The sequence below is a fragment of the Streptomyces sp. NPDC036815 genome (assembly GCF_055609205.1).
Window position 1 is genome coordinate 49,964 of record NZ_JBVJPW010000003.1, and the last position, 12,142, is coordinate 62,105.

General features: G+C 67.2%; 13 protein-coding genes. 6 read left to right on the forward strand and 7 right to left on the reverse strand.

Translation table 11 applies throughout. From position 1 onward, the window contains the following. Positions 1-37 precede the first annotated feature (37 nt). Positions 38-1,009: a DUF3500 domain-containing protein gene (locus ACZ69I_RS08950; protein WP_470831113.1), complete on the reverse strand. Its 972-nt coding sequence runs from the start codon at positions 1,007-1,009 to the stop codon at positions 38-40. A gap of 201 nt (positions 1,010-1,210) precedes the next feature. Between ACZ69I_RS08950 and ACZ69I_RS08955 the strand changes: the two genes are divergently transcribed. Both ACZ69I_RS08955 and ACZ69I_RS08960 read left to right on the forward strand, forming a co-directional pair. After that, positions 1,211-1,720 (forward strand): hypothetical protein, encoded by a 510-nt coding sequence (locus ACZ69I_RS08955; protein WP_470831114.1) that lies wholly within the window; start codon positions 1,211-1,213, stop codon positions 1,718-1,720. A gap of 473 nt (positions 1,721-2,193) precedes the next feature. Continuing rightward, positions 2,194-3,975 (forward strand): hypothetical protein, encoded by a 1,782-nt coding sequence (locus ACZ69I_RS08960; RefSeq protein WP_470831116.1) that lies wholly within the window; start codon positions 2,194-2,196, stop codon positions 3,973-3,975. 46 nt (positions 3,976-4,021) lie between these two features. On the opposite strand, the gene ACZ69I_RS08965 is transcribed toward ACZ69I_RS08960, so the two are convergent. The 4 genes from ACZ69I_RS08965 to ACZ69I_RS08980 all read right to left on the reverse strand — a co-directional run bounded on the left by ACZ69I_RS08965 (position 4,022) and on the right by ACZ69I_RS08980 (position 6,302). Then, complete coding sequence (locus ACZ69I_RS08965; protein ID WP_470831118.1) at positions 4,022-4,660, reverse strand: SMI1/KNR4 family protein; 639 nt, start codon at positions 4,658-4,660, stop codon at positions 4,022-4,024. Between the two features lie 118 nt (positions 4,661-4,778). Next, positions 4,779-5,144 carry a hypothetical protein gene (locus tag ACZ69I_RS08970; RefSeq protein ID WP_470831119.1) on the reverse strand — a complete coding sequence of 122 codons (366 nt, stop codon included), beginning with the start codon at positions 5,142-5,144 and terminating at the stop codon, positions 4,779-4,781. Continuing rightward, positions 5,144-5,395, reverse strand: a complete 252-nt coding sequence (locus tag ACZ69I_RS08975; RefSeq protein ID WP_470831121.1) for a hypothetical protein — start codon at positions 5,393-5,395, stop codon at positions 5,144-5,146. Before ACZ69I_RS08975 ends, ACZ69I_RS08970 begins: the two co-directional genes overlap by 1 nt. Positions 5,396-5,729: 334 nt before the next feature. Continuing rightward, entirely contained in the window at positions 5,730-6,302 is a 573-nt protein-coding gene (locus tag ACZ69I_RS08980) for a hypothetical protein (RefSeq protein ID WP_470831123.1), read from the reverse strand. Between the two features lie 170 nt (positions 6,303-6,472). On the opposite strand from ACZ69I_RS08980, the gene ACZ69I_RS08985 reads away from it, so the two are divergent. From ACZ69I_RS08985 to ACZ69I_RS09000, 4 genes are all read left to right on the forward strand, one after another. Next, positions 6,473-6,931 carry a hypothetical protein gene (locus ACZ69I_RS08985; RefSeq protein WP_467678162.1) on the forward strand — a complete coding sequence of 153 codons (459 nt, stop codon included), beginning with the start codon at positions 6,473-6,475 and terminating at the stop codon, positions 6,929-6,931. Positions 6,932-7,489: 558 nt separating this feature from the next. After that, positions 7,490-7,624, forward strand: a complete 135-nt coding sequence (locus ACZ69I_RS08990; RefSeq protein ID WP_470831124.1) for a hypothetical protein — start codon at positions 7,490-7,492, stop codon at positions 7,622-7,624. 162 nt (positions 7,625-7,786) lie between these two features. Further along, positions 7,787-8,512 (forward strand): class I SAM-dependent methyltransferase, encoded by a 726-nt coding sequence (locus ACZ69I_RS08995; RefSeq protein ID WP_467678160.1) that lies wholly within the window; start codon positions 7,787-7,789, stop codon positions 8,510-8,512. 199 nt (positions 8,513-8,711) lie between these two features. After that, positions 8,712-9,812: a transposase gene (locus ACZ69I_RS09000; protein ID WP_470831125.1), complete on the forward strand. Its 1,101-nt coding sequence runs from the start codon at positions 8,712-8,714 to the stop codon at positions 9,810-9,812. Positions 9,813-10,064: 252 nt separating this feature from the next. Here ACZ69I_RS09000 and ACZ69I_RS09005 read toward each other — a convergent pair whose 3' ends face one another. Together ACZ69I_RS09005 and ACZ69I_RS09010 are read right to left on the reverse strand one after the other, a co-directional pair. After that, positions 10,065-10,712: a hypothetical protein gene (locus ACZ69I_RS09005; protein ID WP_470831127.1), complete on the reverse strand. Its 648-nt coding sequence runs from the start codon at positions 10,710-10,712 to the stop codon at positions 10,065-10,067. A gap of 30 nt (positions 10,713-10,742) precedes the next feature. Then, a complete protein-coding gene (locus ACZ69I_RS09010) occupies positions 10,743-11,279 on the reverse strand; it encodes a hypothetical protein (protein WP_470831129.1) in 537 nt (178 codons plus the stop codon). Positions 11,280-12,142 lie beyond the last annotated feature (863 nt).

A 12,142-nucleotide genomic window follows, 5' to 3' on the forward strand; every position in this document is an offset into this window, starting at 1 on the left:
GGCCGCATCGCCCCCCCCACCACCACGCACCCGGCCACTACCCGTGCTGCTCCGCGTAGTGCGCGCGCAGCAGATCGATCCCCCAGTCGTGGCGCAGGTGGCGCCATACCGAGTGGGCGTGGTTGCCGTTGTCCTGGGTGTTGTCGTACTCGATGAGGAAGTCAGGGGCCCGGACGCAGTAGTAGTGCCTGTCCCCCGGCGCCCGGCCGCCGGCCCAGGCGAAGGTGAGGGCGCCCAGGCCCTGAGCCACGGTGTCGTCCCAGCACTGGCGTGCGTATGCCGTCGGCGCGCGGTCGAGATAGCGGCGCACCAGGCGTTCCAGGAGACGGCGTTGCCCTGGCGTCATGTCGCCGTGAGTGATTCCTGTCGGCAGCCGGTCGGGGTCGGCGAAAGGGTCGTCGCGGGTCAGGATGTCGTCCGGCGGCACGCTGTCGAAGACTGCGAGCGCCCGCCGGTCGGGGTCGAGGTCCGTGACCAGTTCCCTGGCCAGGTCCTCCTCGGGCCCCAGCAGCCGACGGCCCGCCTGCGGGCCCTGCGTGATGCGCGCCGGCTCCGAACCGATGAAGTGCGGCGTCACGCGAACGCCCGCGGTGCCGACCAGTACGTGTACGGCGAGGTGGTGGCCGTTCATCCGCCACGCCCAAGGGGCGTCACCGTCCGGGTCGCCGAGCAGCCGCAGCCAATAGCGGTCGGGGGCTCCTGCTGCCCCGGCCACGGCGCGGCGGTGCCGCTCCACCTCGATCGCGCCGCGGGCCAGCTCCACTCCCGTCGCGCTGTGCGCCGCGGCGAGCAGTGCGTCCACCGCGGCGCGTTGGCTGTCGTCGAGCCCCTCGGTGGAAAGCCCCGGACGCGAACCCGGCAGGTACGTCCACTCGCGCAGTTTGGGCGCGTCCAGCCGACTGGGGCCCGCACGCAACTCACGTACCTGCTCCGGCTCCAGGGCGGACAGGAACGCGTGCGCCGCCTCCCGCATGTCCGCGACCGTCGCCGCCCAGGAATCCCCGTCCACCTATGCCCTCCGCCTCGCTACTGCCCGCGCGTACGCGGGGCGGTGTCGTCCAGTGACCCATGGTGCGTCATCCGGCGGCGACGGGCCGCGATCTCGGGCCACGAGTCTCACTCCCGCTGGTACCGGCGGGCCGGGGATGATGTCCGGCACGGGGGCGACGATGCGTCGCCTCGGTCGAGCAATGCCCGAGAGGCGGCTGGCATGTCTGTCTTGCTCATGTACGGTGCCGTGCTCGCCGCGCCCCTCTGGGCCATCGCGGTAGCGGTCAAACTGGTTTCGGTGGCTCTGCCCGGGCGCCGCCCGGACTGGACCCGGGACCTTTTGCGCTGGAGCGCGGGCATGGCGGCGGCCGCCGCCGTCATCACGTACTCGTTCGGCTTCGGTTCGGTCCAGTGGGATGTGAGCGAAGCCGAGTCCGGTGCGGGGTCGTCGCCCGCCGCTCCCTGCCGTTCGCTTCCGCCCGGCACCCTCGATCGGCTCGCCGGGCATGAACCGTCCTACGTTCCGCTGGGTTTCGACTGTCGGCTGGACGACGGGAGTGTCGTCGCGGGAAGCGGCCCCTACCCGTTGTTGAACGCCGTCGCGGCCGCCTTCGCCCTCGCGGCGGTGCTGGCGCTCGTCGCGGTGGGTTTCGTGGACGAGCACCGCGCGCGGACGTCCCGGCGAGAGGGTGTCACGGAGGGCGGGAGCGCGGGCAGCCTCTCGGCGTGACAGCCGCCGCAGAACCTCTGCGTTGAACTGCTGTGAAGGTTCCGGGACGGGATCATCCAGCCGCCCGGTTCCTCACGATCAGAGTTCGAAGAAGGATTTCGTTCGGTTCTGAGGGCAGCAGCGCGCGTTGGCACTAGACCTTCACGGGAAGGTCACAGGAGCGTGTGCAACCGTGACTCCTCTCACAGACCACACACAGCATGAATAGGTGCATTAGCCACCTGGCGGCATTGTCCAGCGTGCTCGACCCCCATAGAACGACTGTTGGCGAGGACCACATGACTCGCCCACTCGTGAGGAGACATGGGTTGAAACACAGACAGATGGCGCAGTTATTACGCAGGGCTGCGATAGGTGCCGCCCTCGCTCTTCTTCTCGGTTCCAGTCCGGCACTCGCCGCCGGAGCCGATGGACGCATTGACCCAAATGCGGCACCTTCCAGCCGTCCCGCAGCAGGCCCCGAGTCCCGCACCGTGACCGGAGGCGACAGGCCAGAGTCCGGCAAGACTCCAAAGGCCGGACCGGAGTTCAAGCAGACCGGCGGCGTGTGGAACGTCACCAGCCCAGAGACAGTCCTCCGCAACACTGTGACCGACGCGGACGGCGACAAAAGCACCGAGACGTTCGAGGTCTGGACGACTGACGCCGACGGCAAGGCGAAGGATCAAGTCAAGTTCCCCGGCAATGAGGACGGAGTCCTCGTCTCCCCGTATGTATCTTCCGGCAGCACGGCCGAGGTCACCGTCCCCGCCGGCAGGCTGAAGCCGGGCGTCACCTACACCTTCCACACGTCCGCGTACGACGGCTCTCTGTATGAGACCAAGTGGTCCCCATGGGCCAAGTTCCGCATCGCGCCCTACGCGACCTTCCCTGCTCCGCAGGCAAGTTCAAACATCGACTCGGTGGCGCAGAAGGCTCAAGAGATCTTCCGGAGCGACCCCGGCGCGTTGGCGATCCGCAAGGCGGGGGGAACGAACTGCTCGAAGGCAGACGCTCAAGGACGCCAGGTGTGCCTCAAGTTCCATCCGGCATCCGAGAAGCAGAAGTCCCTACTCTCCCCCAGGGCAGAGGTTCCGGACCTCGTGTCGTGGTGCTCCGACAAGCCCTCGGGCCACGACTACATCAACCGCACCGACGGCTGCCTGAACAATGTCGGCAGCGCCGACTTGATCTTCACTTCGGGCGGAGAGCCGGACAAGCCTCCCTTCGGGGTGGCGACGTTCAACTTCCAGCAGCGGCTGAAGGCTTACCCGAACAAGACGTCCGGCGGAAGTGACTTCGCGGAGTTCGACCAGCAGTTGTTCGTCACTCCCACCGCCATTGACCCGCAGCTTCTTGGTGTGCGCCTCACCTGGAACGCAGGAACGGTCTGTGACCACTGCACCAGCACCCCGGTGGCCTGGAAGGACTACAAGACGGGAGAGGCCGAGAGGGGCTACTGGCTGGACAGCGAGGTCGGCCAGACGCAGGTTGCCAGCACCACCACAAAGTGGACCGGCACCGGCAAGGAGACCATCGGCCTGACCTGGGACATGGTCGGCGCTGTCGACGTCGATCTCGACCTCGCCGCGCGCGCCAACTTCGGCACCAGCGGGAAAGAACTCAAGGTTCGCTGCGACGATCTCAGCAAGAGCAGCCCCACACCCGGGTGTGTCCTTCCGTACTACACCCCGACCTACACGATGGACACCAACCTCCACCCGGCAGCCGGCGCCTACTACTGGTTCATGCAGCAACGCATGATCGGAAAGCCCGGTACCGGCGACGCGCCCATGCACTACCTCGGTCCGGATACCACCAAAACCAACACGAGCGGCAACCCGTGGACCTCGGACGACAGCCGCAAGGTGGTCTGCCCGACCGCATGGGAGAAACATCCCATGGACGCCTCGATGGGGTCGCCGCCGTCCTGTGACGAGTTCGCCATGGCCTCAACCCACGAAAGCGGCGGCTACCCCGACGCCGGCAACAAATACCAGGTCTCCTCAGGAGACAAGTGCGCACAGCTCTACGCCAACCCGTCGGGGAGCTCCTTCGGCCTTTTCGCCGACACGCGCAAGGACAAGAACGGCCCCGGCAACGCCGAGAAGTGCGGCCGCGCCACGATCCCCCGCATTCAAAACACTGAAGCCTTCAAGGAATTTCCGGCTCCCGCCTGGCGCATGCTCGACAACGACGCCTTCTACCTCAGTAACCCTGGCTTCGAACACTGCACCACCGCCAGCAGCACCTGCGCGTGGAAAAAGATCAGCTAAACCCTAGTGACGTGTGGGGTGAGGGCGAACACTCACCCCACACGCCTCACCCTGCCAACGGCTCCCAAGCCGCACGCTCGGCCGCATCCTGCGGCTCCCCCCACACCAAGAACCCGTTCATCAACCCAACCCGCGCCTCTGCTGCGAGCAACGGAACTTCGAGGACGTCAGCCATCTCCTCCACGAAGTCTGTCAGCGACTCGAACTGCACGCTGAGCTCCGCATACTCGCACCAGTACCAGATCCTGCCGGTCTCAGCGTCCACAGACAGACCAGACAGAGCATCCGCACCGATCGCAGCAAAGGGGACCCAGGAGGGACGCCACCCCGTCACCTCTTCCGCACCAGCCGTCCTCCGCTGCGCCTTGCGCTGATGCAGCGACAGTTGTTCCTGATAGACGAGACGGACGACCTCGAACGACATCAGCACACTCTCCCGCGGCATGAACCCAGGCGTCGACTCCGGTCCCACACCTGCGCGCCGACTCCACAATGCCCTCAGTCCGAGAGGCAGACGCACACCCAAAGACTCCTGCAGTTCGTCGAGCTCCGCCTCGGAGGCCCCAGGCAACAGGTTCGTCCATGTCGCCGGAGCATTTCGTTCAAGCCAGGACTCAATACGCTGCCAGGCGTCATCTATCTGACGCCACTCAATGCTCTGCTCGCGTGCCGTATGACCATCCATACCAGCACGCTACCGTCGGCCGTTCACGTGCTTGGCATGGAACGCAAGGTCCGGCCGTGCGCCGCCGTCTTCGCCGTGCCCACACGGTTTTCCTATCAAGGCCCACACTCGACTGCCGTCAGCCCTGCGAACCGGGCAGGACCGTCATCCCCAGCCATCTCCTCGACACCCTCGCCGCATTCGCCTCCGGCCAAGGCAAGGACACCACCGTCCGGTACACCACCGCCCCGTAACGAAATGAACGGCATCGAAGTCGTCTGCGGCGCCCGACGTCGCTGACGTACTTCCAGCCCTCGCCCGCCACCCAGGCCCGCAGCCCCGTGAGCGCGCCGTCGGTCACTGCCCACCGGTCGACGTCGGCGCGCTCGCGGCACACCACGATCTCCGCGTACCCGCCGACCCCGCGGTCCGGAAGCGGCACGCGGAACTCCGAGACCATCACCATCTGCCGGCGCAGCAGCTCAAGCTCGTCCACGCCGCTCATCACTGACTCCAGCCGATGAGGCGGAACTCGGCTCCCTGCTCCTCGAGGAGCTCCTTGGACTGTGCCTGCTCGCTGACCTGGACCAGGCGCAGGATGTCGTCACCGTCACACTCGCCGCACAGGAAGCCCGCCTCACCGAGGTAGACGGCGTAGTGGTCACGGGTGGGCTCTTTCGGCGAGCGGCACGATGCCGGCCCCGACGGCGGCACGCAGCCAGGTCGCGGCCTCTTCGACCACGAGCTTCTACTCATCCGGCTTCAAGCTGTTCCACCTCGCGGCGGACCCGTAGGACTCATGCGCGATGCGCTGACGCTGCTGGGCGATGACCAGGGCACGGGGGGCGAGGGAGAACGAACAGCGGGACTCCTCCAGCGCGGCCGCCCACTCTCGCTCAAGGCGGGCACCCACACCTCAGCGCGCCGGTCGGCACGCAGCTGCGCCAGGAGTTCGGCCGGAGCCCGGCGCGGGCGCCTGCGGCGTGGCGGGGGCGTGGTCGGGCTGCGCGCTCATCGGGTCCTCCCGGCGGGTCGTGACCTCACGGTACGCGCCGGGGCGCCGTGGAGGCGGACATGCGGTGATCCCCTTCTACTGGGTGCGCAGGGTGCGGGCAACGGCCTGGGCGTGCTCGCGCAGCGGCGGGTCCTGCTTCTCCCAGGTGGCGGCTACGTAGTTGAGGAGTTCGGCCGTGGCGCGCTCCGCGTCGCTCGGGTCGCTGGCGAGCAGCTTGTCGACGGCGACGTCCAGGGCCGGGGTAGACAGGTCTTCTGGGGCGAGGGCGTTGCCGCGGTCGACGTCCAGGACCAGGAGGTGGCGGACCTGGGTCAGGGTCTGGATGGTGAGGGTGTCCTCGCGCGGCGAGTTGGCGTCCGCGGTGACGAAGCCGGGGTGGTTGAGGATCGCTGCGGCGATGGCCTGGGTGAGCACCGGCTCGGGCAGCAGGTCGTCGTCGTTGGGCTCCGGGTCCCCCAGGGTCAGCGTGTAGTTGATGCCGACCTTGGTGGTGAACCGCACCGTGTCGCCGCCCGGGTTGGCGTCGGCGGTGGCGAAGTGCGGGCTGCGGCGTAGCGCGTCGGCGATGCGGACCGGGTCTTGGTCGGCGTCGGGAAGTGGGCTTTTGTGTCGCGGTCGATGGGTGAGCCGAAGCCCGCGGCTTGTCACACATGCTTACTCGGCGGCCCTTCTGTCACCACAAGTGAAGATCAACAGCCTCTGGCTCCCCGAGGCGGTTCCATGCGGCGACACTTCACCACAACCGCGTCCTGTTCCTGCGCGTCCTACCACTGAGCGCCGACAGGAGTCGGCTACCCCGGGGGATCAGGACGCGAGTCATGCAGAAGTACGCGATCGGCCAGCACATCCCACCGTTCTTTTGGCTCCCGCGTGGTGCGAGGCGACAGCCACCCACGTCCGTCCGGCGACTGGTGGGGTTCTGGCTGTTCGTGCTTGCCTTCGGGGCCGGGCTCACCGCGCTCGACTGGGACGATGATTTCGGCGGCAGCCACCTCATGGCGCTGCTGCTCCTCTTCCATATCTTCGACGACATCAGCGACGGGGTACGGCACCGCTGGCCGGCCGCACTGGCCGCGGTAGCAGTCCTGTGGGGTGCCAGCCGGCTCACCAGCGCCGTCCTGCCCGGCTCCCTCGACAATGCCTGGGCGCAGAGCGTTGCCTCCGCTGTCGGTGTCACGCTCGGGCTGGCAGTGAGCGCCGCGATCACACGGCTCCCGGAGCGCCGACGACATCGGCCCGCTGAGGACACGGACACGACTCCGGGTTCGGCCCGGTAAAGGAGAGGGCCGCCGGCCTCGGTGACAACAAGCCTGCCTTCGTGACACCTATCGCGCTTCAGCTCAATGAGCAGGAATACAGCAGTCACGCTTTCGCTCCTGTCAGTACTTCAGGTCCAAATAATCGATGTCGTTGATTTCCACGATCGAAAGTCCCATAGCGCGGCCGCCGCGGTCCTGGAAATAGACTCCACGGTGCCGGAGACGAGGTGGACACCGTTGGCCGCGCGTCAGCCGGGCGGCCAGCGCGGTGGAGCCCCGCGCCTGGCCAAAGGCGGCCCCGGCCGCGCCCCCGCCGGCGGCAGGGCACGAGATCGTCGTCTTCTACCGCTACCGCCTGTTCACCGGTGGCTTGGTGCTCTGCGGCTCCGCGCACCACCTGACTGTCGAAGCCCGTGACGTCGGCTTTTGCGGATCCAGCCTTGTTTGGCCGTACCGCGCGGTTGAGGCGGAAGACCAGGACAGTCACCAGGCGGCGGTCATCTGCCTGGTGATCCCGACAAGATCAGTCGAGGGCTTGAGAGCGCAGTAGAGGAAATCGTCCCCACGGTGGCGCCCATGAGGCTCAGCGGCCTGGCAAGGGTCCTGTGCATGTGCCCACCGCAGGTCGACTGGCGCAATCGATACCCGGACAGGACAGTGCTTGCCACGCCCCTCTACGTCGAGAACGGCCCCTGGAACCCCAAGTGGTAGAAGGCCAGCGTCAGAAACTGTGTAGTAGCCCGGGGCTGGGGACGCGCTGTGAATCGGTCAGCCGCTTGAAGCTCTACATCACCCTCGCCCGAGAACCCGAGCCGAGCGAAGCCGGTGAAACTCAGTAGCTCTGCGGCTCCAACTCTGCATACGTTCGGCCGCATGGCTGACGACTGCTTCGGGCATCCACGACTCGCCGCGATCTACGATCCGCTCGACCCCGACCGCAGCGATCTCGATGCCTACCTCCGGATGACGCAAGAGTTCGGGGCGCGCCGAGTTCTGGACATCGGCTGCGGCACCGGGGTGTTCGCACTTCTCCTGGCTGACCGCGGGATCGACGTCGTCGGCATCGATCCCGCCCAGGCATCCGTCGACGTCGCCCGGGCCAAACCGGGCAGTGAGCGAGTGCGCTGGATCTGCGGTGACGCCACAGCCCTCCCGTCACTGCAGGCCGACCTCGCGACGATGACAGCGAACGTCGCCCAGGCCATCGTTGATCCGGACACCTGGCAGAAGACGCTGCAGGGAGCCTACGAGGCCCTACGGCCCGGCGGGCACCTGGTCTTCGAGACCCGTGATCCGGCCAGACGCGCCTGGGAAGAGTGGACCCGCGAGAACTCCTACCGCGTGACGGAAATCCCGGGCGTCGGCTCCGTCGAGAGCTGGGTCGACCTGATCGAGGTGAGCTGGCCTCTGGTGACGTTCCGCTGGACCTACGTCTTCGCAGCGGACGGACAGGTGCTGACCTCGGATTCGACGCTGCGCTTCCGAGAGCGCAATGAGGTCGAGACGGACCTGGTCGCCCATGGCTACGTGGTGCAAGACGTGCGCGACGCGCCTGACCGGCCGGGCAGAGAGTTCGTCTTCCTCGCACGACGTCCCTGATCCACAGTGATCCACGCCACTAAGACTTCGATGGCACACGCTCAAGGTTCGATGACACGGGACATCCGCAGACCCTGGCTCACACCTGATGTCGGGCGACATGAGGACGGCAGCGGGTTCCGACAGTTGATGTCAGGGGTCCGACGTGAGGTGTGTCGACCAGCGGGCCCAGGCGGCAAACCGGTAGACGAACCGCTCGATGCGCAGGCCCGTCCCCGTCGGCGGCCGTCTCGGCGGCGCGCTGGGCGGCGGCGGAATCCTTCACCGGCCCGTACAGCTTCCCCTCAGCGTTGCGCGGGCCGACGGTGAAGCCGGGGAGCTGGGAGAGCAGCGGCTGCTCGATGCGGTTCAGCCGCTCCACCTTGCCCTTGCGGTGGGGGGGGAACGCGGGCACGCGGTGTATGACCACGGCCAGGCCGCCGAGGGCCTCCTTGACGGCGCCGGCGGCGAACTCCAGGCTGCGCTCGATCCGTACGCGCTCGGGCACCGCGCCGACCGGCGATCGTGGGTGAGCGCCCTACACATCGCGGTCAGGACGGTGGCGGAGGTCGAGGTGAAGGCAATGGCCCAGCGCGGTCATCATCAGCGCCATCGAGGCCGCCTGGCGGGAGATCCGGCGCCGCTTCGGCGATGTCTGGACATCTCTGTCACCACCCCGCCCACCGCCGGCGCGCAGGACCCCACCAAGTGCGCCGCGCTGCGCACCGGCCGGCGGTTCGTGCGGGACGGGCACCTGACGATGGAGCTCCAGGTCTCCTCCGGCACGCTCGGGCTCGGCGGCCGTCTCGCTCCTGAAGCGGAATGTGGCTGGGAATCGAAGAAGCGCAACTCTCCAGAGCATCCCCTCCGCGACGGACGCAAGAGACACCTTGTCGTCGACACCCTGGGCCTGCCCGTGATGATCACGGTGATGGCGGGTGACGTCCGCGACGAGATCATCGCCCGCGACCTGCTCTTGCGCCTGCGCCTCACCCACCCACAGATCACCCAGATCTGGGCGGACTCCGCCTACGCCCGCGATCTGCTACCCGCCTGGACCGCAGGCCACCTCTGGATGACCCTGCGGCTCGTGCTTCGGCCCAAAGGCACCCGTGGCTTCGTCCTCCTGCCCCGGCGCTGGAAAGTCGAACGACCCCTCGGCTGGATCATGAACGCCCGCCGCAACGCACGGGACTACGAGCGACTTCCCCGACATGCCGAAGCTCACCTGAACTGGGCGTTCATCACGCTCATGACCCGGCGCGTGAGCCGCAACGGGCGCACCCCGCGCTGGACGAAGAAGCCGCGGCCAGCCGCGTGACCTGCCCAGCATCCGTCACAGTCATCGCGACCGCTCACGTGAGTGACTGGACACACCCACCAGTTGACTCATCCCCCGACCATAGACTCGAGGCGGCAGCCGCCTTCCAGGCCGCCGTTCCCGAGCACGCGAAAGCCACCGGCCAGCCGCGCCATGAGGTCGAGCAGGCCGTGAAGAAGGCGGTGCGGCACGCCAAGGATGACCCTGCTGAGTAGTGCCCCAAGCTTCCCGGCCGCTCGAGCACCGTCTGGGCTACCAGTCAGTGAGGTTCACGACGTGGGTGCAGTGTGGATCGGGGTCGTCCTCTGTCCGGTACTGCCCCTCGTCGAGCAGCGACGGCAGGGAGGCCAGCAAGGCAGTGGTGGCGTTTGACGGGCGCACGTCGACGGCGATGGCCTCGGGGGCCTTTGCGGCGTTGAGGTAAAGACGCAGTCGGTCCTCGTCCCGGAAGCAGAAGCCGCGCAGCAGAGGGCTCGGCTTCTCTTCCGCGTACGGCTGAGCGAAGCAGCGCAGGATCAACAGAGCGCGGTCGTCCGTGGTGGGGGCCGGTGCCCCCAGAAGTGAGGGGTCCACGCGGACGAGGAGCATGCCCATCACCTGGCTGATGCGCTCACTCGAGTAGATGCGGGTATCCGTGACGAGGGTCCGTAGAAGCGCCGTAATGTCGTGCGCCGTGGCTGGTTCGTTGTCCCACTGCAGAGGGATCTCGTAAGCGATCAGCTCATCAGGCGCGTAGGCGTTCGCTTCACCCATAACAACGCGGATCACCGCAGGTGGCGCAGATACGGGTAGGACGCCCCGGATGAAGTGTGTGCCGGTGACCGGCGTATGGACATGGTGGAGCAGCAGACGGGTGATGTCCGCCTGCTGATCCGCGATCTCGGCGTGCGTGGATGTCATTGACTCATCCCACCGGTGCGGACGGCACGCTCAGTCCCACTTCTCGTACACCGTGACGTCGAAATTGCAGTAGCCGAACTCAGCAGATCCCACCTCCTTCACCGTTCCCATCACCAGACGACCTTCGTCCGTGAGGAAACAGAAGTGCTGGCCCTCTGCGAGCTTCGCGTCTGCCTCCGACTGAGTCACGGTGAGCTGGCTGCACTCCCGCGGGCTCGGGCTCTGCCCCTCCGGCACCACATAGAGGGACGCGTTATCAAGGTAGACGAGGTGATCTTCATCAGTGGCGTAGTTGTTCACATCGGTGGTGCCGGTAGTTTCCGATGGCGGAACGCTGTCGAAGTTCCGTTCGCCCCTGAACTTCAACAGCCCAGACCACCGCACCTGGTAGTTGCCACTTGTCGCCGCCTTGCTCCCCGTAGGTGGAGGCTCCTCCGGCGCAGGCCCATTCGCCGAGCTGGACGCAGCGGACGACTGCGTCGGCCCGGCCGTGGACGTCGGGGCCCTCGCCTTGTCGTCGGTGCCGGCGGCCGAACACTGCTGAAGCGCTACGGCCAGACCCACCACGGCCGCCACAATGCCCAAACCTGCGGACCAGTTGGCCAGCTTTCGTGCACGGCTCTGCGAAGGATGCTCGCCACCCGGTGGTGTTGAAGACGGCCCTGCCCCATAGGGATTAGACATTCAAGCCCCCCGGATTTCAGCACGATGGCCCTTGCAGTCTGGCACCGGCGGAGGTGTCTGACGCCCCCGCTCTGCTCCCCGAATGCAGCAAAACGGTCACGGGGCGTCCCCCGAGGCTCAGGGACCTCACAGCACCGTTTCGCCGAACGCATGAGCGGTAACGGCGAAGGCGGAACGACGCGCTGGAGACGCTGCTCTTCACTCGCCGCGTCGTCATCCAGCAGGCCCGCGAACAGCTCGCGCAGATTGACGCCCCGCCCACGTCCCCCGGAACCCTTGGTGGCGTCCATGCCCCTCTCCTCGCCCAGCAACCGCGTATTGGTCCGCGACCCACCTGCGCTATCGCGGTTCTGCTGGAGTGGACAGGTGGATCAGGAGGCACGGCCGCTTCACAACAACTCGCTCCGATTCCACGGAGGTTGAACCGTGAAGCTCACCAGCAGCCATGGCCTCGTCATCCCGATCGTCCCGACCGGCCGCACGGCGCCGTAGTCAAAGACGAGCTCCTCGTCGTCCTGGTGTACGTCGCCCTGGCCTGGCGGAGGAAGTACGCCGTGGATGCGGTGGGCACGGCCTCTTGGTCCACTCGGCAGATGTCATGGTGATCGGCGGCGGGTAGCCAGGGCTCGCCACCGGCCTGGGCGACTCCGACGACTTGCCCCGGCGGTGGGACCACTGGCCGCCTCGGCGTTCAAGCGCCGGACTTGCGGCTCGGGTACCGGGCCGACGGACAAGTCCGTTCGGTC